The sequence below is a fragment of the Pedobacter sp. KH_004 genome (assembly GCF_057840755.1).
In genome coordinates, this window is record NZ_CM174519.1 from 2,612,262 (window position 1) to 2,633,235 (window position 20,974).

18 protein-coding genes are annotated in these 20,974 nt (G+C 37.5%); 12 read left to right on the forward strand and 6 right to left on the reverse strand.

Annotated features, from left to right (window positions below; all coding sequences use genetic code 11):
• Positions 1 to 44 precede the first annotated feature (44 nt).
• The 3 genes from AC3ITD_RS11265 (at position 45) to AC3ITD_RS11275 (ending at position 2,389) form a co-directional block, all read left to right on the forward strand.
• Entirely contained in the window at positions 45 to 611 is a 567-nt protein-coding gene (locus AC3ITD_RS11265; RefSeq protein ID WP_265801232.1) for a hypothetical protein, read from the forward strand.
• A gap of 144 nt (positions 612 to 755) precedes the next feature.
• The gene (locus AC3ITD_RS11270; protein WP_489366488.1) at positions 756 to 1,727 is read left to right on the forward strand and encodes a DUF6843 domain-containing protein; all 972 of its coding nucleotides are present in this window, start codon (positions 756 to 758) and stop codon (positions 1,725 to 1,727) included.
• Positions 1,728 to 1,930: 203 nt separating this feature from the next.
• On the forward strand, positions 1,931 to 2,389 hold the full coding sequence (locus AC3ITD_RS11275; RefSeq protein WP_265801228.1) for a hypothetical protein: 459 nt from the start codon (positions 1,931 to 1,933) through the stop codon (positions 2,387 to 2,389).
• Positions 2,390 to 2,497: 108 nt separating this feature from the next.
• Here AC3ITD_RS11275 and AC3ITD_RS11280 read toward each other — a convergent pair whose 3' ends face one another.
• Positions 2,498 to 5,005: a S9 family peptidase gene (locus tag AC3ITD_RS11280; RefSeq protein ID WP_489366490.1), complete on the reverse strand. Its 2,508-nt coding sequence runs from the start codon at positions 5,003 to 5,005 to the stop codon at positions 2,498 to 2,500.
• A 175-nt stretch (positions 5,006 to 5,180) separates the two neighbouring features.
• On the opposite strand from AC3ITD_RS11280, the gene AC3ITD_RS11285 reads away from it, so the two are divergent.
• The 3 genes from AC3ITD_RS11285 to AC3ITD_RS11295 all read left to right on the forward strand — a co-directional run bounded on the left by AC3ITD_RS11285 (position 5,181) and on the right by AC3ITD_RS11295 (position 8,361).
• On the forward strand, positions 5,181 to 6,059 hold the full coding sequence (locus tag AC3ITD_RS11285) for a polysaccharide deacetylase family protein (protein ID WP_463485726.1): 879 nt from the start codon (positions 5,181 to 5,183) through the stop codon (positions 6,057 to 6,059).
• Positions 6,060 to 6,089: 30 nt separating this feature from the next.
• A complete protein-coding gene (locus AC3ITD_RS11290; RefSeq protein ID WP_489366493.1) occupies positions 6,090 to 7,124 on the forward strand; it encodes a polysaccharide deacetylase family protein in 1,035 nt (344 codons plus the stop codon).
• A gap of 67 nt (positions 7,125 to 7,191) precedes the next feature.
• Positions 7,192 to 8,361 (forward strand): DUF3298 and DUF4163 domain-containing protein, encoded by a 1,170-nt coding sequence (locus AC3ITD_RS11295; RefSeq protein WP_489366495.1) that lies wholly within the window; start codon positions 7,192 to 7,194, stop codon positions 8,359 to 8,361.
• A gap of 118 nt (positions 8,362 to 8,479) precedes the next feature.
• Here the strand turns inward: AC3ITD_RS11295 and AC3ITD_RS11300 are convergent, their stop codons facing one another.
• The 3 genes from AC3ITD_RS11300 to AC3ITD_RS11310 all read right to left on the reverse strand — a co-directional run bounded on the left by AC3ITD_RS11300 (position 8,480) and on the right by AC3ITD_RS11310 (position 10,280).
• On the reverse strand, positions 8,480 to 8,932 hold the full coding sequence (locus tag AC3ITD_RS11300; protein WP_265801219.1) for a 3-oxoacyl-ACP synthase: 453 nt from the start codon (positions 8,930 to 8,932) through the stop codon (positions 8,480 to 8,482).
• A gap of 92 nt (positions 8,933 to 9,024) precedes the next feature.
• Positions 9,025 to 9,594: a nitroreductase family protein gene (locus AC3ITD_RS11305; RefSeq protein ID WP_489366498.1), complete on the reverse strand. Its 570-nt coding sequence runs from the start codon at positions 9,592 to 9,594 to the stop codon at positions 9,025 to 9,027.
• A gap of 146 nt (positions 9,595 to 9,740) precedes the next feature.
• Complete coding sequence (locus AC3ITD_RS11310; RefSeq protein WP_489366500.1) at positions 9,741 to 10,280, reverse strand: hypothetical protein; 540 nt, start codon at positions 10,278 to 10,280, stop codon at positions 9,741 to 9,743.
• Between the two features lie 1,058 nt (positions 10,281 to 11,338).
• Between AC3ITD_RS11310 and AC3ITD_RS11315 the strand changes: the two genes are divergently transcribed.
• From AC3ITD_RS11315 to AC3ITD_RS11335, 5 genes are all read left to right on the forward strand, one after another.
• Positions 11,339 to 12,961: an ABC-F family ATP-binding cassette domain-containing protein gene (locus AC3ITD_RS11315; RefSeq protein ID WP_265801213.1), complete on the forward strand. Its 1,623-nt coding sequence runs from the start codon at positions 11,339 to 11,341 to the stop codon at positions 12,959 to 12,961.
• Between the two features lie 835 nt (positions 12,962 to 13,796).
• The gene (locus AC3ITD_RS11320) at positions 13,797 to 14,498 is read left to right on the forward strand and encodes a DUF4397 domain-containing protein (RefSeq protein WP_265801210.1); all 702 of its coding nucleotides are present in this window, start codon (positions 13,797 to 13,799) and stop codon (positions 14,496 to 14,498) included.
• Positions 14,499 to 14,613: 115 nt separating this feature from the next.
• The gene (locus AC3ITD_RS11325; RefSeq protein ID WP_082455101.1) at positions 14,614 to 15,198 is read left to right on the forward strand and encodes an RNA polymerase sigma factor; all 585 of its coding nucleotides are present in this window, start codon (positions 14,614 to 14,616) and stop codon (positions 15,196 to 15,198) included.
• Positions 15,191 to 16,456 (forward strand): hypothetical protein, encoded by a 1,266-nt coding sequence (locus AC3ITD_RS11330; protein WP_265801208.1) that lies wholly within the window; start codon positions 15,191 to 15,193, stop codon positions 16,454 to 16,456. The genes AC3ITD_RS11325 and AC3ITD_RS11330 overlap by 8 nt, the downstream gene beginning before the upstream one ends.
• Before the next feature lie 54 nt (positions 16,457 to 16,510).
• Positions 16,511 to 16,969, forward strand: a complete 459-nt coding sequence (locus AC3ITD_RS11335) for a hypothetical protein (RefSeq protein ID WP_489366504.1) — start codon at positions 16,511 to 16,513, stop codon at positions 16,967 to 16,969.
• Between the two features lie 51 nt (positions 16,970 to 17,020).
• Here AC3ITD_RS11335 and AC3ITD_RS11340 read toward each other — a convergent pair whose 3' ends face one another.
• Together AC3ITD_RS11340 and AC3ITD_RS11345 are read right to left on the reverse strand one after the other, a co-directional pair.
• On the reverse strand, positions 17,021 to 17,527 hold the full coding sequence (locus AC3ITD_RS11340) for an FKBP-type peptidyl-prolyl cis-trans isomerase (protein ID WP_265801206.1): 507 nt from the start codon (positions 17,525 to 17,527) through the stop codon (positions 17,021 to 17,023).
• A 10-nt stretch (positions 17,528 to 17,537) separates the two neighbouring features.
• A complete protein-coding gene (locus AC3ITD_RS11345; protein ID WP_265801205.1) occupies positions 17,538 to 19,559 on the reverse strand; it encodes a thioredoxin domain-containing protein in 2,022 nt (673 codons plus the stop codon).
• Positions 19,560 to 19,666: 107 nt separating this feature from the next.
• Here AC3ITD_RS11345 and AC3ITD_RS11350 point away from each other — a divergent pair, with 107 nt between their 5' ends.
• Positions 19,667 to 20,764 (forward strand): mandelate racemase/muconate lactonizing enzyme family protein, encoded by a 1,098-nt coding sequence (locus tag AC3ITD_RS11350; protein ID WP_489366507.1) that lies wholly within the window; start codon positions 19,667 to 19,669, stop codon positions 20,762 to 20,764.
• The last annotated feature ends 210 nt before the right edge of the window (positions 20,765 to 20,974 follow it).

Sequence of the window (20,974 nt, forward strand, 5' to 3'; positions counted from 1 at the left end):
TATTCGTCAATCCAAGACAACCGTAAACCAACAAACAACAGACTATGGAAGTGTTACTTCACTTTGTATTTGAACTATTAAAAATTTCAATTTTAGGGAGCATATATGCGTTCTTAACACTTGAAACTTTTAAAATCATCGGACATTATAATCCAGATAGTTGGTTTGATAGAGTTTCAAAGAAAAAAATGCAGCTTTGGTTTATAAGTGGCTTAATTATTTCGATTACACTTTTCATTTTTATGTTCACTCATTATGGTGACCATGGACTAGGTGACAGTGCAAGAATTCCACTTCGACATCAGCGTGAAATACAGGAAACCAACGGAACTCAAGCATACATTCAAGGAACAGGCATAAGTGCGTTGGTTCTTAATAAATTTATAATTACAAACGATTTCGTGTATGGTTTGACAGACGCAAATGAAAATTATGATGAAAAATATTTTGTTTATGATTTAGCAGATAACAGTGTTCATACATTTGAACAGGAGAATGGTTATTTAAATTTCTTGACAGCTAAAAATCTTGACACAAGACCAGACTACAAAGACTTTAGTTATTATTACAAACAACACTGGAGCGGTTGGAGATATTGGACTTTACCCTGATCACAGCGATAAAATATAGGCCGAAAGAATTGAAGCGGTCTGGCAAAAGTGGCCAAAAATTCATCTTCAACCTTTCCAATCTTTAAGTAATTTTACCTAATCTTCACCAAGCCCCGAAACGTTATAAGCCATCTAAATACAACCATGGACAGACCAATTATCATAAAAATTATTAGCGGGCTAATTAACATGTTGACTGGTTTGGTTGCCGTGACAATTGTGTTATACCGACAAGACTGGTTTGGCAAAAGTGACACTTACGCTTTTCTTTTCTGGACTGTTCCCCTCGCGGTTGGACTTAGCGTAACTGGCAACACAATCGTAAATCTGTTTCGGACAAAACATTTTCTCTTACGACTCCTCTTTATCGTTTTAACTGCTGGACTACTTTCAATCGGCTGGGCATATTGTGTAGCTTTAGTTTTAGGACCTTGGATTGGTGCTTTTAGCATTCCGATTCTTTATTTATGGATCGGCGGTTCAATTTTTCAACTTCTATTTCTTTGTTGGCGTTTACCAAAACAGACGCAAAAGCCAAAAGCTTCAAAGGTTATACTTGGCCTGCTTTCATTTCCGCTGACATCAATTCTTTTAGTTATCAGTATGTATTTATTTTCTTTTGTAAGTTCATATTTGACACATCCAGAAAAAGAAACATATCTAATACCCAATGACTTTGAAGGAGAATTCAGAGTCGTTTATGGAGAAATGTGTGGCATCAACCCACCTCTTGAAAACGACCGAAGAGTTTTAAATATCCCCGAAAACGGAATATTAATCATTCAACCGAAGTTTGAAGCCGGGACTATTGATCATGAATATTTCCTCGTTGACAAAAAAGGAAATCGAAAAAAAATAAATCGGCTTTGGGATTACAAACAACAGACGACAGAATTACCAGGAGTATTATTAGGTGGCTCAGGTAGTATGGGGAGAGCAATGCCGGATGGAGCTTCATCAAGTGATTCTCCTTTAGCAATTCATTTCACAGACTTTACTGTTTTTAATAAAGACACAACTGTAAGAGACGAAAGAGAAGAACTCAAATTTCAACAACGATTTGACTCATTGACCAACACGTTAGTAAACGAATGTAGAAAGAAAACCGGCATATAACAGCACCTTGCCAAAAGCAAGGCGGATGTGAGAATAGGAACATCAAGGTAATTAATAAACAGTAGTGGTAATTTGCTAGGTTCCGACAGAATATTTATTTTACCGAAACAAGTTGTAAACTATCACCCTTTTTTCTTTAAGATTGTCTGTAGTTGCATCTTTTGATTCCCAATAAAGTGTGATTACGCTCCTAACAACAATACATGAATAACGTAATATTTAGATTTTGGTTAACTAATATCCTGACAGGCATAGCTTTATATATCTTCTTTAGAATTGTGATATCGGAAACAAATCATGAGGACGGAGATTTTTGGATGTGGCTTTTACAGATTTTAGACATACTGTTAAACTTAGCCTATTCGTTTATATACCTAATCGCAATGGCGATTTGTTCATCAGCGATTTTCCTTAACTTGATTGATAAAATAAGAAATAATTTTTACCTCTCGGTATTAACATTTCTAGGATTACCAGTATGCGGTGTTATTTTTATTGCAGGAGTAATGATACCTGAAAAGCTTTTAGAACACGACGAGGTTACCATATTTAGAAATCTGTTAACCTTCTCGATAGCCTATCTACTGTTTACCACCCTGCAATTCCTGCTATTCAGAAGAAAAATAAACAAACCGGATTTTAATGAGGTAAAGAGCTATTGAGAAAAGATTAGGTTAAAGAACATCATTAACCTTTTCGTTTAAAAACAGGAAGAGGATGTCAAAAAAGATATGACACCCTCTTAAATACTGAATTAAAAATTTTAATAATTACTTTCCGGTTTTCTCCACATCCCGATCCATCTCTACCAAATCAACTTCCGCCGGATCAGAAAAATCGCCAATCAGGTACTTGTTAAAATGGTCTGCTAATTTCCAGAAGGCATATTCTGTCATATCGCCGAAACCGTGGCGTTGACCAGGGATTATCAGAAAATCGAAGCGTTTGCCAGCTTTCATTAAGGCATTCGCAACCCGAATGGAGTTTGCCGGATGCACATTGTTATCTACATCGCCATGCATCAATAATAAATGACCTTTTAAATTTTTTGCCAGATCAGGGTTTTTGTCAATGCTATATTTAAATGAAGTATCACCTTTTAGAGATACAATTTCCTTTACACCATGGTGCTTTTCACTCCACCAACGGTTGTAAATACTATTGTCGTGGTTACCCGCATTAGAAACTGCTGCTTTGAAAAAGTTAGGATAAACCAACATGGCAGCGGTAGACATAAATCCACCACCTGAATGACCGGTGATGCCTACTTTTGTATCATCAATATAGTTGTATTTAGCGGCGAGTTGTTCAATTGCAGTTTTCTTATCTGCCAAACCATAATCGCGAAGGTTTCCGTAACCGTAAGTGTGGTACCATTTCGAGCGTGAAGGGTTTCCGCCACGGTTACCAACTGTAATCACGATATAACCAAATTGCGCCAGGCGTTCAGTGCGATCCATTGATTTACTGAAAGCTTTATTTACCGCTTCCGTTTGTGGTCCAGGATAAACATATTCAATAATTGGATATTTCTTATTCGGATCAAAATCAAATGGTTTGTACATTACACCATAGAGATCGGTAATTCCATCATCAGCTTTAACAGTAAAAGGTTCAGGAAATTTATAGCCTGCAACCATTAATAGCGATAAATCAGCAGTTTCCAGGTCCATTACCTTTCTACCGTTTTTATCATTTAAAGTAGATTTCGGCGCCGTGTTTACCCTCGAATAATTATCAACGAAAAAAGTGTTATTATCATTCATACTGATGGCGTGATCGTAATCGCCGGAATTTAACAATTTAAGGTTGGAGCCATCAAAATTGATGCTGTACAAATGCAAATAATATGGATCCTCTTTAGCCTCTCTCCCATTGGCTGTGAAATAAAGTATGCGATTTTTTTCATCGATATTCACAATGCTTTCACAGTGAAATGAACCTTTGGTGATTTGATTTTTCAGTTTGCCGTTTCCATCGAAAAGGTAGAAATGAGCCCAACCATCGCGTTCACTCCAGTGGATTAATTCTTTGCCGTTATTTACTAAACCAGGGCGATTAACCTCTACGTAAGTATTAAATCGCTCATCAATTAAGGGCTTAACTTTGCTCGTGGCGATATCAATTGTTCCAATATCAATTCGTTTTAAATCGCGGCTGGTACGTGAAAAATAAAATCTGCTGTCATCACCTAACCAGATGGAAGGACGAAATTCATTATCACGATCTTTTGCCAGGGAAGGTTTGCTCCAAACGGAAACACTTTGATCTTTAAAGGCTGAAACATTTAATTTCTTAAAGGATTTCGCTGCAAAATCGAACAACAAAATCTCGTCTTGAGGTGCCTCAGCTTCTCCCGGCATTTGGTATTTATAAGTTTCTAAAGTTGGGCGACCAGGTGTAACGCTATTAATTACCCACAAATCTTTAACCTTGCGGGAATCGGTACGATTTAGGATGAAATATTTAGCATTTGGCGACCAAAGTACATAAGCACCCCTACGCTTTTTATTGTTTTTTTCGTTTTCTACATTGTTTTCACCATCTCCATCACTTCCATAAGAATAAAATTTAACGCCATCTTTTGTAAGTTGATGTTCAACAATGGTACTATCCTCTTCGTTTTTAACGGCCTTTTTATAATTATCCTTATCCATCCAATACAGGTTGTAGTTCCGGGAAAAAATAATTGCCGATGAATCTGGCGCAACAGCTCCCCAACTTGGTTTTGGTTTTGGTTTGCTGAAGTTTGCAACCTCGGTGAGTTTAGCCGTAGCCAGATCATATTTAAATGAAAAGATTTTCTTCTGTAATGAATCGGCCGCTTTTTTATCTTTACGATCGGGCTTTACTTCATCGATGGAGCTTTTAACCTCAAAAGAAACACTTTTCTCATCGGCAGCAAATTTTAGATTCTCCAAAGGCAGGTGCTCCGCATCAAAGGGATCGCGTACAATTAGCGTAATGTCTGCAGCAATTTTGGCATTATCAAACATTAATTTTTTGCTTTTGGCAGCCGGATCCACTACATACCAGAATTTTCCTTTCGGACTTTCGAAAGTGTACCAAAAGCGATTACTCAATTTGAGCCAATGCGGGTCAACTGAGGTAGAATATACCATTTTCTTCAACTTATTTGGCGAAAATCGCGAAGCAAGTTGATAATTTGCCTTCGGCTGAGCCGGATTATTTTCGGTTAAAGTAAAAGTTTTGTTTTGTGCCGCTACCGTTAGCGATAAAAACTGCGCACAAAGAACGAGTTTGTAGAGTTTGTTCATCAAAGTTGGTTATGAGCCGCTAAATTATTTAATAAAAGCTGATTATATCCCCGCAGATTGTAATAAAACAGTTAGTTAGCTTTATTTTCTCATTGAGAAAATATTTATCAACAACGGTTGTTTACCTGTATAATAACTTAGCAGAATTTATAGTTTTGTAATCATATACATAAATATGAAATACAAATTATTAACGATTATATCAGCTGGAATAATATTATTTACAAGCTGTCAATCTAAATCTCAAACCAGCGATGCTGATGGCAAGGATTCTACAGCGCAAGCATCTACATCAGTAGAAAATACGGAAACTGCTGTTGATGTATCGAAGATAAAAGTAGCAGATGCAAAAACAATTCTAGCCAGAAAACAAGTTCCTATTTTGTGTTATCACCAGGTAAGAAACTGGAAACCAACTGATGGCAAGGTAGGTAAAGATTATATTGTAGAGATTCAAAACTTCAAAGACCAAATGAAAATGTTAGCCGACAGTGGCTACCACACCATTTTGCCCGATCAGCTTTATGCTTACTTAAATACGGGTGCAGCCCTACCGAGCAAGCCTATCATGTTAACTTTTGATGATACGGATTTAGATCAGTTTACCATCGTAAACCCAACTTTAAAGAAACTGGGCTATAAAGCTGTCTATTTCATCATGACTGTTTCCATTGGCAAAAAAGGAAAATTTGTTGATTACATGAGCAGCGACCAGATTAAGCAACTTTCTGATGAAGGAAACGTGATTGGTTCTCATACCTATGACCATAAAAACTTTAAAAAATACGCAGGTAAAGATTGGGAGGAGCAGTTAGATAAACCAACAAAACGTTTAGAAGAAATTACGGGTAAAAAAATGACGGAGTTTGCTTATCCGTTTGGATTGTGGAATGCCGAAGGGATTCCTGAATTAAAAAAACGTGGTTTTAGAATGGCTTACCAACTATCTACCAAACGCGATGAAAAGGATCCATTATTTACCATCCGTAGAATTATTGCAAGCGGCTATTGGAGTCCTAAAACATTAAGCAACAGCATTAAAAATAGTTTTTAATGATCATAAACCTCGTCGAAAGTCGGGGTTTTGTTTTATAAACGAAGTTCAATTGAATTTGATTTAAAGGTCCGTGGTTTAAAATCTGGCATTAGTAATAAAGAATGGGATGCCTTTGAAAAAGAATTTATTTTATCTGAAAACGCAGTATCTTTGATCAGTAAAATACATCAAAAATTGATCTCGAATCTCAAACAAAATGCTCAACGCCTTCTGCTGATCACATCGATTGGATTAACATTAGCTTCGTGCAACAGCAATAGCGCTGAAAAAAAATCTGAACAAAAAAATAATGCAGTTACAGCTATACCCGACACCACAAAAGCCGAAGTAAAACCCGCTGATGCGAAAACAATCCTGGCCCGGAGGGAAGTGCCGGTATTATGTTATCACCAGATTAGAAATGCTTTAGCCAGCGATAGCAAACGAGCTGGTGATGATATCATTTCTCCTGATAAATTTAAGCAACACATCAAAATGCTGGCCGATAGCGGGTACCACACAGTGCTTCCCGCTCAACTTTACAATTATTTGGTTTATGGAACTAAACTGCCTGAAAAGCCAATCATGATCACTTTTGATGATACGGACATGGATCAGTTTACAGTTGGGAATTCTACCCTTAAAAAATATGGTTTTAAAGGGGTTTATTTCATCATGACGGTTTCTATCGGAAGAAAAGGCCGCATCAGTTATATGACCAAAGAAAACATTAAGCAATTGGCTGACGAGGGAAATACCATTGCCAGTCATACCTACGATCATAAAAACTTTGCACAGTTTTCCGAAGAGGATTGGGAAACCCAGATAGACGAACCCACAAAAAAACTTGAGGAGATAATCGGGAAAAAGGTCGAATATTTCGCCTATCCTTATGGCGTTTTCAAAGCGGCAAATTTGCATAAACTGAAAGAGCATGGATTTAAAGCGGCCTTTATTTTATCTACAGCAAGGGATGAGAATTATCCACTTTACACCATCCGCCGCATCATAGATCCGGGGAGGTATTCAGCTAAAAACCTGTATTATAGCATTAATAAAAGCTTTAATAAAACAAAAAGCTAGTTCTATCTGTAACTGATGTAGATTTAGATAAAACCTTTTTATCCCTCAAAAAAATTTATTGATACAGATGAAAAATAATTTCCTTTTGTTGCTCCTAAGCGTTGCGCTCTTATTTGCTTGCAACAGTTCCAAAAACGATAAAGCTGCTACAGATGATTCTGGCAAAGAGTCTACTGTAAAAACTGAACTTAAAGAAAATTTTTACAAAAGGCTTGAAGGAACAATTGAAGGAAAGCCTGTTGTGATGAACTTGCAAAGATTAAATGGCGAGATTGAAGGCAACTATTTTTACGAGGGCTCTTGGTTAAACCTGTCTATCGATACCCTGATAGGTAAAGATAGTGTAGTACTTTTTGAGAATAGCTTTTACGATTATTATTTTGATAAAGATGCAAAACAAAACCATTTAGGATTAAAATGGACTGGTAATGGCTTCAAAGGCACTTGGTCTGATGGTAGCGGAAGTAAAACTTTCCCGGTTTTACTTGCAGAAAAGTACCCAGAGGGAAGTTATCGGTTTACAACCGGATCATATGCCGATTCTGTTAAAGCTTTTGCAGGCAATGACAAGTCGCCCCATGCCACTATCGGCTTCGAATATTTAAAGGCAGTTAATAATGATGATGCTGGAAAATGGCTAGATGATCAACTTAAGCTAATTTCGGGAATCGACAAAGGAACTGCTGATAGAGCAACAGGTTTCAAAAAAATTGCAAATACCTACCTGGAAGATTACAAAAAAGAAATTGGAGCGGAAAAAAAATCTGGTCCCGATCGTGGATATGAGCTATGGATGAACTACTCGAGCAACAGTCAGCAATCTATCTCCTATAATCAAAATGGTTTTGTGGTTATCGATTTCTTAACGGATGCATACACAGGCGGTGCGCATGGTAACTACGGCAGCACGATGTTTTGCCTTGATGTAGTGAATAAAAAACAGATGGCATTAAGTGATATTGTTAAGATTGATTCCAACTCACTGCAGGATTTGCTGGAAAAAAACCTTCGCAAGCAATACAATATTAAGCCTCAAGATCAAATCAGTACGGTTTTGTTCGATAATTTCTTAAAACCGAACAATAACTTTTACTTCAATAAAAATGGGCTGGCGTTTATGTATAACCCTTACGAGGTTGCCAGTTACGCTCAAGGCCAGATTGTTGTATTTATTCCTTTTAGCGAGTTAAAAACCTATTTAAGACCTGATTTCGCAAAAAGACTCGGAATAAGTTAATGATGCTGATAAAGTTTTGATGGCTCGCTGGTCTGGATTTGCAATCCAGACACTAGAATTGTGGATTTAAAAATCCACAAACCAATAACGAATTTCTAAAATCTCCACCGAAGAAAACCTAAAGAATTTCTTTGATCAAGTACTTATTTCCATTAAAGCTGATTTCGTCGCCTACTTTACGCCCAATAAACGCTCTTCCGATGGGTGCCGCTTGAGAAACAGCGATAAATTTTTGGTTTTCAAGGTTTAATTCGCCAGCACTAATGCCGATGTAAAAATTGCCCTCAGAAGTTAAAACCAAACTACCATTTTTTACTTCCTTGGCTGTATCAACATTTTCAATTTGCTGTAAAGCGATTTTTTGCTGACCCGCCTCATAAAGCAATTTGCTGTTTCTATCCATTTCCTGCTGCATCATTTCACGCGTAGTTTCGTATTTATCGCCAGCACTACTTTTCGTATCGTCGTTTGATGCCTGCCTGGCTTGCAGCATGGAATACTCAATATTTTCTATTCTATTTTGAATAAAAGTTAAGCACAACTGATAAAGTTGAGATTTTAATGTTGACATATTTTAGGGAAAAATATTAAATGAATATTGAAAAATAAATGATGGAAACTAGCAAAGAGACTTGCGACTTACGCCTAATAACTCCAGACTTATTATTCAATCCACTTTACTTTTTCTTCCATTGAACTGCGGTTTGGCATCCATGGTTTTTCGTTATGATACCCCATATAGAAAAGCCCGATACATTTTTCATTTTCGTCTAAACTTAAAAATCCTCCTAGATGATCGATTAATGGTGGCGAACTCCAATAAGCACCAACTTTTAAACTTTCGGCAGTTAGGGCCATATTTTGAACAGCGCAAGAAACCGCAGCTAACTCTTCCCATTCGGGTATTTTACCGCTTACTGCCAGTTGAATTGCAATGATACAATCTGCCTGACCGGTTTTTTCGGCAAAACTATCATATTTTTTTTGAAGAAATTGTTGCGGAGAAACGTGCGACTGATAAAGTCTTCCAAGCTCCTCCCCTAATTTTTTTAGACCTGCTTTTCTAATTACTGTAAAGCGCCAGGGTTGGGTTAATTTATGTGTGGGCGCATAATTGGCACTTTCTAAAATCTGATTGATCACCTCAACCGAGATTTCTTTTTTAATATAACTCGCTGGAAAAATACTGCGACGTTCTTTTATAATTTGAGATACAATTTCGTAATTGGTCATTTGGTAAAAATAGTTAAAAGCAAAAAGATTACAGCTTAAAGCATATATCAAATGTGTTAAAACCTAAAACTTTTTACTTTCCACTGTCTCGAAAATTTCACTTTTCACTTTTCACTTTCCACTCTCAACTTTCTACTTTTCACTTTCTACTTTTTTAGTTGTTTCCTGATCTGCTTTACTTTAGCAAAGAATGCGATACTCTCCTGATCCACTAAAAATTCCATTGTTTCAATTAATTCGTTTCTAACCCATGGATGTTTTGGAATTAAATTGGCCAGAATATTCAAGCAGTGCGATTTTACCGCAACAGGTATCTTTTCGTCAATGAGCCAGGCAAAAACCACTTCAACAATGCAATCAGTATTATAGTTCATTACTAATTCTTGCACTTCCGTGGTGGCTTTCTTATGCGTCATAAAAGCCAAAATTTTGACATAATGCCGAAGTGAAGATAAATTTTGTTGTGAAGGGAGTTTTTCGAGAAAATAATATGCGAAGGGCAAAAAGCGTTCCTGATGATTGGAGTAAACACGCTCTAAAATCCAAGCCGCCCTAAAAGAGATTTGTTCATGATGATGAAAACTTAAATCGATTAGATCTTTAGAAGAAAAAATTTCCATGGCGGCCAACGCCTCAACTTCAACTTTCCCAACAGGACGGCTTATGACAGCTAATAAATTTTGCATCGCACCATAAAATTAGGTATTTTTTTCAGTTCCGTCGGCTGAAGCCGAAGGCAATGAACAAGAAAAATGCACATCACCGCTTATGGTTTCAAAGAAACAAATTGATGAATTATACTAAATATTATGATCCTGAATCATTTACCTATAAGCGGAGGAAGGTTGATGAATACTTCGCTCAGACAAACTACCTGTAGCGTCCAATTTAACAAAAACCCCATCTCAAGCCTTGTATTTTAGCAGGATAGATTAACACATTTACCACCCCTAACCCCTCCTAACTTAGGAGGTGAATTGCTAGTAGTAAGGTTATGTATTTACGCAAATTTGGGTTTGGTACTGTAAACCCACCTACTTCAATATACCCATAACGTTAAAATGAGTGGTTTCCAGCTCCCCTCCTTATTTTTACTACCTTGAAGAGTCCAATTCAACAAAACCACCTTCTGAACCCTTGTATTTTAGCAGGATAGATGAACACATTTACCACCCCTAATTCCTCCTAACTTGGGAGGGGAATTGCTAGCAGTAAGGTGATGTATTTACGCAAATTCTGGTTTGGTACTGTAAACCCACCTACTTCAATATACCCCTAAAAATTAAAATGAGTAATTTCCAGCTCCCCTCCTTATTTTCAAGGAGGGGTTCGGGGGGTGGTTAATTATTAGCGATTTGCGTTGCACTTATCGCCCTTTCTATCGAAACGGAGAAATCTTTTAACTAGGGTTAAGTTATTGAATCATTAACTGACTGCCGAAAAAAGTTCAAGAAGACGATTTCTAATTTCCCAATTGGTAAAAAATTGAATCTGAGGATTTGGGCCATTTCTCCATTCGAAGCACCGAATTTTGTTTAATAAACCAGATTGAGCGGAAATACTTTTTGTTATAGATTTTTAACATGTTTTTCCCACACAGAAACAAAAAGATTGGAGGGAAAGCGGGACTGCAATTGCGATGAAATACGGAACACTGATTTTCAAATAAAAGCAAACACTACCCCACTATTGCCTTTTCTCTTCGGACTATAAACCCTATCTTTGCGGCTTATTTCTATTTATTATGATTTCAGTTTCTAATTTATCATTACGATACGGCAAACGCACACTATTTGAAGATGTTAACTTAAAGTTTACCCAGGGCAACTGCTACGGTGTAATTGGAGCTAACGGCGCAGGTAAATCTACTTTCTTGAAAATTTTATCGGGTGAAGTAAACCAGACTTCGGGTAGCGTTGCCTTTACTCCAGGCGAAAGAATGGCGGTTTTAAAACAAAATCACTACGAATTTGATGAGGTTTCGGTTTTGGAAACGGTGATGATCGGCCATAAAGAACTGTATGCCATCATGAAAGAAAAAGATGCCATTTACATGAAAGAAGATTTTACCGAAAAGGATGGCGAGCGTGCCGGAGAGTTGGAAAATATCTTTGCTGAAATGGATGGTTGGAACATGGAAAGCAACGCAGCAACCATGTTAAGCAACCTTGGTATTACGGAAGACAACCACTATAAATTGCTGAAAGAGCTGGATAATACGCAAAAAGTCCGGGTGTTATTGGCTCAGGCATTGTTCGGTAACCCAGATATTTTATTACTAGATGAGCCTACCAACGATTTGGACATCGAAACGATTGCCTGGTTGGAAAATTTCTTGGCAGATTACCAGAATATTGTGTTAGTGGTAAGTCACGACAGGCACTTTTTAGATGCCGTTTGTACGCACATTGTGGATATCGATTTCGCGAAGATGAGCATCTATACGGGTAACTATACTTTCTGGTACGAATCGAGTCAGTTGGCGTTAAAACAACGTAGCGACCAGAACAAGAAGATGGAGGATAAGGTGAAGGAGCTGCAGGAATTTATCCGCAGGTTTAGTGCCAATGCATCAAAATCGAAGCAGGCTACCTCGCGTAAGAAAGCTTTAGATAAAATCGATATCACTGAAATTAAGGCGTCGAGCCGTAAATATCCTGCTATTATTTTTAACAATACCGGCCGTGAAGCGGGTGACCAGATTTTACAGGTTGATGCTTTAGGAAAATCTGGAAATGACGGTGTGTTATTCGATAAAGTAACATTCATGGTAAATAAAGGCGATAAAATTGCCGTGTTATCGCAAAACAGTTTAGCTACCGCAGCATTTTACGATGTTTTAACAGGTAGAACACCAGCAGATAAAGGCGAATTTAAATGGGGTGTCACCATCAGCACAGCAGATATTCCGAATGATAACTCTGAATATTTTGATGGAAAAGATGAAAACCTTGTCGATTGGTTACGTGAATACTCCGGAACAGATGCTGATGAGCAGTTTGTACGCAGCTTTTTAGGCCGGATGTTATTCTCTGGCGAGGAGGTGTTGAAAAACGTTAAAGTACTTTCAGGAGGAGAAAAAATGCGTTGTATGTTCTCCAGAATGATGTTGCAACAAGCCAATCTTTTAATGTTTGATGAGCCAACTAACCACTTGGATCTAGAATCAATCGAAGCATTAAATAATGGTATGAAAGATTTCAAAGGAACCATTTTGTTTACTTCACGAGATCACCAGTTAACGGAAACGGTGGCAAACAGAATTATTGAGATTACGCCAAAGGGTACTATTGATAAGTTGATGACTTACGATGAGTATATTAACAGCCCTGATGTTGCAAAACTGCGTGAGGAAATGTACGCATAATAGTTACTGCTAAAATATATTTTGAAAAGCGTTTTGATATTAACTCAAAACGCTTTTTCTTTATAGACTAATCAAGTTCTATGAAAACGCTCTTTACTCTCCTCATCATAAGCTCAAGCCTCGCAACCTTTGCGCAAAAAAGTGATTCTACAAGAATTTATTACAGAATATTCGGGGAACGATTGAACACGCTACAGAACTAAAATCCGAAAAGTACATCAGAAATGGAGAAGCTGAAATAAAATCTGGCAGAAAAGTTATCGCATCGGGCATCTATAAAGATGACAAGCGTTATGGCAGATGAAGGTTTTTCGATCGCAAAGATAGCCTTGAACAAATTTATAACTACACAACAAAAAAAGTAGAATCTAATGCATCAACTAAAAACCTAAACTGTGTAATTGATTCACTGAAAACAGGCGACAAGCTAGTATATCCAGCTAAAATTGGAGGCTTTACGTATGCTATGTACTACCTTCTCGATTTTTTTAAGATACCCTCAAATATTAGGAGTTTTCGTGGAGTACATGAATTATTTTATATTTTCCATTTGGACGATAATGGCAGGTTGACAAAATACGAAATTAGAATCGTATCGGCGGGCAACGAAAAAATAGATACAATAAATCTAAATAGACTTAGAGAGGAAGATTTTGAATTTTCACCTGCAATAGTAAATGGCAGACGCGTTGCCAGCAAAATTATTTATGAAAGCAAAATTACAGTCGATTAAAAATATCTACTTACAGCTGTAGCGTTTTCATCTCGTTAATCGTTTTATGATAAAAAGTGTTAATGGCCATTAACCAATTTTATTTAGAAATTGATTTAAAACATGAAAACTCATTTGAAAAACTTTAGCTTAACTACAAAAATTACTCTCTCTCTTCTCGTTATAACCACTATATTTTCTGCCTGTAAAAAAGATTGGGATGATACCCCAATTGAAGCCGCTGGTATTGGATATGTTCATGCATCGCCAGGCACCGGATCGCTTGATTTTGTTCTAGACAACTCTAAAATCGGCAATTTTACTTACACTAATGATCGGGGTTACTACGCAGCTTACCCAGGCACCAGGATTATCGGTGTAGCAAAGAAAGACTCATTGAAATATTTGACAAGTGGTACAGCAACTCTAAAGGGCGGATCTTTCTATTCGGCTTTTGTAGTCGATACATTGAAATCGACCAAAATTTTATTGGTTGAAGATGATTTGAAAGCTCCTGAAACTGACAAAGCCAAAGTGCGCTTTATTAACTTAAGTCCAGGTTCTGGTAAGTTAGATTTAGCAGTTGAAGGTAATGCTACTGCATTGTTTACAGCAAAAGCATTTAAAGAATATTCTACTTTCAGTTCCGTTAATCCTTCAGATAGCTACACCTTCCAGGTAAAAGAAGCCGGTTCGGCAACGGTTAAAGCAAGCTTACCAGCTGTAAAAATCGAAAAAGGAAAAATTTATACCATTTGGGCAAAAGGACTTAGCAGCACTACCGACAGTACTAAATTTGGTTTGGCTGTAATGACTAACAAGTAAAACTACCAATGAAATAACATCGTTCTAAATTGGAATGGTGTTATTTCGTTAATTTTGCAACCGGAAAAGTTAAAAACAAGCATACTAATCAAAGTAAAAATAGTCCTTCCTAGGAGTGATAAAAAAGATACTCAGTTTTGAGGAAATTTTAAAAGGCTGCGTAAAAAACGACAATAGCTGTAAAGAAATGATGTATAAATCTTTCTATGGCTACCTAATGGGTATTATTTTAAGATACACAAAGAACGTTTCGGACAGTGAGGAACTTGTGAACGACAGCTTTATTAAAATATTTAAACACGTTGCTAATTTTAAATCCCCGAAAAATCCTGAAGAATTACAACGCTCCTTTAAAGGTTGGATTGCACAAATCGCATCAAGAACAGCGATAGATAAAATCAGAAGTACAAAGGCGCAATTTTATGTTGATGATTTGGGTGAAGACGAACATCCTGTAACGCAGGTTTCTATTGCATCAGAACTGCATGTAAATGACATTTTAAATTTGCTTAATCACTTACCCGATACACAAAGGCTGGTTTTTAACCTATATGAGATTGAAGGCTTTGCACATGAAGAAATTTCGAAAATGCTAAACATCCCAGAAAGTTCCAGTCGGGTTTATCTCACGAGATCTAAAAATAAACTTCGCACACTTTATCAAAATACAATGGTTGGATCATACAAGAAAAATGGATAAAGAATTAATTGATCATATCGCCAAACAACTTCAACAGCACGAGGAACAATACGTTCCAGGTGCATGGGAGCGTTTTTCTGAAAAGAAAGATAAACGAAGCCGTTTCGTTTTGTGGCCGATGTGGGTTGCTGCTGCTTTACTATTGCTTGTTGGAGGTACGTTCCTGGTATTTAATAATCAAAATCACCAAGGCGATTTAGCGGTTATCAAGCCAAAAAAAATTGAGCAGAAAAGAGTTGAAGATAATCATGTGCCTAAAACCCAGGAACCGAATACTACGCCTAAAAGCCATTTAAATACACCCTTAGCAAATAATACACAAACTCAAAACAGAGCAATAGAGGTAACCAGATTAACGGTGAATCCAATTGAGGAGGCTGTTCCCGCTAATACCACTCCTATTATAAAAAGCATTCGCAATACGCTAGCCAATTCATTATCTTCCATTACGCTAAGCTCATCCAGCAACCGAAAATTTGAAATTAAAGGAGAAAACAAACAAGAAAAAACATTCAAAAAGCCAACTTTTGAGGATTTGTTGGCCCAAGATAGTAAAGTGAGTGCGTTAAAAGGCACAACAAAAGCCCCAATTAATTCTAAATGGGAACCTGGAATTTACGTGGCACCTGCAATGGGAAATGATAACAAAGTGAACATGAATTACGGTTTTTCACTTTCATATAACGTAGCCGATAAACTTTCTATAAGTTCGGGAATTGCCTATTCATCATTGAGTTCAACCAGCAATCCATCAACCCAAATTGGAGCCGCAAGTGATGCTGTAGCGAGTTCTGTGCCGAATTCGAGTCCAATAAACTCTTATTCAAGCAATTCGAGAAGTTTAGAATCCGTTAATGCCAGTGTTAGGGGCATTAATATTCCACTGGAATTGAAATATAATATTAGCAAGAAGTTTTATACTGGTGTTGGGGTTTCGGCCTTGGCTATTTTAAACAACAAACAAGACAATAATTATTTGGTAAGCACTGGCAGAAATATTACCGTGGCTAATACTGCCGGCATTGCAGAACAGAAAATGCTCATCGTTACCGAACGTGTTTCAGAAACTCAAGCCCAATCGTTGCAGGTTACTGATAAGTATATTGGCTTTTATAACTTTTCATTAGGTTACAAACAAAAAATCTCGAAGAAAACCGATTTCGCCATCGAACCATTTTTAAGGCTTCCGATGAAAACCTTTTCAAATGACAACCTTAACCTTACAAACGGTGGTTTAAGGTTGAAAATCGATTTTTAACGATTGTTATAAACGAGTTACAATTGCCATTATACATCTTTATTATATTTGTAGATGATTAAGAGGAGCGCAAAGCTGAAACAGCTGGGATTTATATTCTTACTTTTTATTGGTTTTAGTGCGAAAGCACAACATGACCCAAGCGATCAGATGGATTCTCCAAACTGGGATGTAATTGGAGGCATCAGTTTCAAAACCGTTAAACCGACAGAGAAATACGCTGTTTACAATGCGAAGATTAAAAAATTTGAAAATAAGCCTTTTGAGCTTTCAGGCTATATTGTTCCGATAAAAGATGGGATGAAGCAAACTAAGTTTATGCTCTCTACCCTTCCTATCAACCAATGTTTTTATTGTGGTAAAAATGGAATTCCGATTATGGTTTTGGTAGAAATGGCCGAACCTATAAAATTTACTTATCAACCCATCACTGTTAAAGGGGTGCTAAAATTGAGTAACGCCAATACGATGGATAATCCACCAGTGCTTTTATCCACTTCGAAATTGCTTTAAACAAAAAATCCCGATCATAAATCGGGATTTTTCTTTATAAATCATCTGATACTAGTGACCAGAATGACCGTCAGCTCCATGCGCATGACCGTGTGCTAATTCATCTTGAGTTGCTTCGCGAACGTTTAAAATTGTTCCTGCAAATAAAAGATTTTTTCCAGCCATTGGGTGGTTTAAATCAACTGCAACAGTTTCATCATGAACGGCAGTAACACCAGCTCTAAACTGGTTTCCGTTGTTATCCTGTAAAGGAATCACATCTCCCACAGCCGGAACTTCACCACCTGCTTCTGTAAACATCGTTTTAGGCAAATCTGCAAAAGCACCTGGATCAATTTCTCCATAACCATCAGCAGCAGATAATTCGAAGCCATATTCATCGCCAGTTTTTAAGCCTGCTAAATGTTCTTCAAATTTAGGCAACATCATGCCAACGCCATATAAAAATACTAAAGGATTTTGCTCATCAGCTTTTTCAACAAAAACTTGTTGTCCTTCTTCGTTAGTAGTGTGCAAATCGTAAGTTACTGCGACTACTGTGTTCGGTGAAATATTCATTTAAATTGTTTTAATGTAAATACGCTAATGCTTCCTCAACAGTTTTAACCGGTAACTGGCATACTTTATTTCGGCAAATATAAACTTTTGTTTCATTGCTTTGCTTACCTTTTAACAGCGGCAAGTTACTTTTTGTTCCACCCAATGTAATTTTATTTGGAATATAATGATTGCTTAACTCCAATTTAATAGCATCGGTTTCTAAACCAACAATAGCAATCTCATTTATTCCCTGTATCTCATTGAGCAATTGAATGGCCCAGTTGGAATAGGCCGATCCGTAGGTTTTTATCTTAGGAAAAATTGCGGCCAGCATTTCGTCTGCCTGGTTAATATATGCTTCTACATCGAAAAGTAAACCGAGTTTTTTTAAATTTTGAGCCATTGTAGAATTTGATGCAGGAATCACATTATCCATAATCTCATGTTTCCGGGCAATCAGACTCTCGCTTTCGGCCGAAGTATAAAAAAACATTGGCGAATCTGGATCACTGAAGTTTGTAATCACATAATCGGCTAGCGCCTTTGCTTCAGTCAGCCAATACTCCTCAAAATCGTATTCATATAAACCAATAAGCGCTTCAATTAAAAATGCATAATCATCCAGAAATCCAGTGATGGATGCTTTGCCATTTTTAAAATTCCGGTACAATCCACCGTTTTTGGTTTTTACATTTGTCAGAATGAATTTCGCCGCAGCCGCAGCTTTGGAATAGTACAATTCATGGTTTAACACTGTTGCTGCATCTGCTAATGCCTTAATCATCATCCCGTTCCAAGCGGTAAGGCATTTATCATCTAAACCAGGTCTTATTCGCTTATCTCTTACTTCGATGAGTTTTGCTTTTGCAGATTGAACTTTATCATACAGCGTTGCAGCATTAATTCCATATTTTTCAATGAGATCATCATCAGCAATTGTTTTTCTTAGAATATTGGTCTGCTCCTCTTCCCAGTTCCCGTCTGTTGTAACATTGTAATAGTCTGCCAACAACTTTGCGTCATCACCCAATATGGAATCAAACTCTTGTCTATCCCACACATAAAATTTCCCCTCAACACCTTCACTATCCGCATCTAAAGCTGAATAAAACAAACCATCTGGCGAGGTCATTTCTTTAAATACCCAATCGATTGATTCGACAGCCGTTTGCTTAAATGAATCAAATTTAGTGCATTGGTAGGCCTCAATATATAAGCTGATCAGCTGGGCATTATCATAAAGCATTTTTTCAAAATGGGGAACATGCCATTTATCATCAACGGAATAACGGGCAAAACCACCTCCAGTCTGATCATAAATTCCTCCGCGGCTCATCTCTTCTAGTGTATGGCAAACGGCCGTAAACACTGATTCATCGTCTTTTAAAAATCCGTAGCGTAAAAGAAAAGCCCAGTTATTGGGAAGCGGAAACTTAGGAGCACGATTATATCCTCCGAAACCGATATCAAAATGCCTTTTCCAGGGTTCGATAATTTCCGTTAAATGCGCCTCTGTATACTCCTCCTCCTTCGGGGACGGGATGATTTTTTCGCTATCCTTGATGCCAGATGTTAATCTATCAGCATACTGAATGGCTTTATCAGGTTCGTTTGTCCACAATGCGGCAACATTTTCCAGAATATTGATCCAGTCATTTTTCCTGAAATAAGTCCCCCCGTAAATTGGGCGTTGATCGGGTAAACAAATACAGTTTAATGGCCAGCCACCGCTCCCGGTCATCAGTTGGATGGCATACATATATATCTGATCAATATCCGGCCGCTCTTCCCGGTCGACTTTGATACAAACAAAATGCTGGTTCATCACCTCGGCAACTTCATGATTTTCAAAACTCTCCCGCTCCATCACATGGCACCAATGGCAGGCAGAATAACCAATACTTACCAGAATGAGTTTATTTTCAACTTTTGCTTTCTCTAATGCCTCTGTTCCCCATTCGTACCAATGAACAGGATTGTAAGCATGTTGCAACAGATATGGTGAGGATGCATTAATTAAACTATTGGGCTCAGAATGTGTATTTGACATGGCGATTTGGATCAATTTAAAAAATGTAAATCTATAAATTATCTACAAGCCTGTTTCGATTTAGTTTTTGTTTTTATACTTTAGTTGGAAATCTACTTGATCATAAAATGAAAATCACCCATACCGAAATCTACCGCTTCAGCATCCCGATGGAGCCATTTGTAATTGCCACGGGCACCATGCATTTTGCACAAAATGTGCTGATCAGAATTTACACTGATGCCGGAATTCATGGAATAGGCGAATGCTCGGCGTTTCCGATGATTGTGGGTGAAACTCAGGAAACTTGTATAGCAATGGCGAAAGACTTTGCTGCTATATTGAAAGGAAAAGATCCTCTGGAAATTCCTGAGCGGATGAACGAATTGCTGGGTTATGCAGACCATAACAATACCATAAAGAGCGCTTTTGACATGGCATTATTTGATATTGCAGCAAAACATGCGGGCTTACCACTCTACCAGTTTTTAGGCGGGACAAGAAGAACCATCGAAACAGATATGACCGTTGGTATTGACACCGCCGAAGGAATGGCAGCCACAGCGCTAGGCTATGTACAAAAGGGTTGTGGAATCATTAAAATCAAGCTGGGCAAAAAAGTGAGCGATGATATTGAAAGGGTAAAACATATTCGGGAGGCTGTTGGCAACGGTATTACTTTACGTCTGGATGCGAATCAAGGCTGGAGCTTTGACGATGCTTTATTTGCCCTTGGTGCATTGGAGAAATACAACATTGAGTTTTGTGAACAACCTATGAGAACCTGGTACGATGATAAATTGCCGGAGTTAAATGTCAATTCCCCGATTAAGTTAATGGCTGATGAAAGTTGCTACAACCATCACGATGCCCGGAAACTGATCAACAGCCAATCGACAACCTATTTGAATATCAAATTTTCAAAATCAGGTGGAATTTTAGAAGCGCAAAAAATTCACGAAGAAGCGCTGCAAACTGGGGTAAAATGTATGATAGGGAGTATGCTGGAAAGCAGAATAGCCTTGACTGCTAACCTTCATTTTGCACTGGCCAGTCCTAATGTCGACTTTTTTGATTTAGATACAGCGTTGTTAGGTCATTTAGCCGATCCATGCGTTGGGGGTTTAACCTATAATGGTTATTTTCTTGATGTTCCTGAAGAAGTTGGAATAGGCGCAGAAGCTGATGAATTTTTCCTGGAGAAATGTGAAAGCTGGACAATTTAGTTCAGCTGTCCATTCGTTCATTAGTTTTCCTACCTGCGCCTTTAGAAATTAATTTATTCGTTAGCGAATTTTAAGATTAATCAATGATCAATACCAATTCATTATTGATAAACGACCAATTGAACCTAATAACAGATTGCTTTGTCGGCTGAAAAAAGCCTTCTCGCAATCACGAAAACGGTTAGGCATTACTCCTGATTAAATAATGAC

What these genes read in the sequence shown, in the direction of transcription:
- AC3ITD_RS11285 (WP_463485726.1), top strand. Translation starts at nt 5,181, where the DNA reads ATGAAATACAAATTATTAACGATTATATCAGCTGGAATAATATTATTT.
- AC3ITD_RS11275 (WP_265801228.1), top strand. Translation starts at nt 1,931, where the DNA reads ATGAATAACGTAATATTTAGATTTTGGTTAACTAATATCCTGACAGGC.
- AC3ITD_RS11320 (WP_265801210.1), top strand. Translation starts at nt 13,797, where the DNA reads ATGAAAACTCATTTGAAAAACTTTAGCTTAACTACAAAAATTACTCTC.
- AC3ITD_RS11330 (WP_265801208.1), top strand. Translation starts at nt 15,191, where the DNA reads ATGGATAAAGAATTAATTGATCATATCGCCAAACAACTTCAACAGCAC.
- AC3ITD_RS11265 (WP_265801232.1), top strand. Translation starts at nt 45, where the DNA reads ATGGAAGTGTTACTTCACTTTGTATTTGAACTATTAAAAATTTCAATT.
- AC3ITD_RS11340 (WP_265801206.1), bottom strand. Translation starts at nt 17,527, where the DNA reads ATGAATATTTCACCGAACACAGTAGTCGCAGTAACTTACGATTTGCAC.
- AC3ITD_RS11350 (WP_489366507.1), top strand. Translation starts at nt 19,667, where the DNA reads ATGAAAATCACCCATACCGAAATCTACCGCTTCAGCATCCCGATGGAG.
- AC3ITD_RS11310 (WP_489366500.1), bottom strand. Translation starts at nt 10,280, where the DNA reads ATGCAAAATTTATTAGCTGTCATAAGCCGTCCTGTTGGGAAAGTTGAA.
- AC3ITD_RS11280 (WP_489366490.1), bottom strand. Translation starts at nt 5,005, where the DNA reads ATGAACAAACTCTACAAACTCGTTCTTTGTGCGCAGTTTTTATCGCTA.
- AC3ITD_RS11295 (WP_489366495.1), top strand. Translation starts at nt 7,192, where the DNA reads ATGAAAAATAATTTCCTTTTGTTGCTCCTAAGCGTTGCGCTCTTATTT.
- AC3ITD_RS11270 (WP_489366488.1), top strand. Translation starts at nt 756, where the DNA reads ATGGACAGACCAATTATCATAAAAATTATTAGCGGGCTAATTAACATG.
- AC3ITD_RS11315 (WP_265801213.1), top strand. Translation starts at nt 11,339, where the DNA reads ATGATTTCAGTTTCTAATTTATCATTACGATACGGCAAACGCACACTA.
- AC3ITD_RS11300 (WP_265801219.1), bottom strand. Translation starts at nt 8,932, where the DNA reads ATGTCAACATTAAAATCTCAACTTTATCAGTTGTGCTTAACTTTTATT.
- AC3ITD_RS11335 (WP_489366504.1), top strand. Translation starts at nt 16,511, where the DNA reads ATGATTAAGAGGAGCGCAAAGCTGAAACAGCTGGGATTTATATTCTTA.
- AC3ITD_RS11345 (WP_265801205.1), bottom strand. Translation starts at nt 19,559, where the DNA reads ATGTCAAATACACATTCTGAGCCCAATAGTTTAATTAATGCATCCTCA.
- AC3ITD_RS11305 (WP_489366498.1), bottom strand. Translation starts at nt 9,594, where the DNA reads ATGACCAATTACGAAATTGTATCTCAAATTATAAAAGAACGTCGCAGT.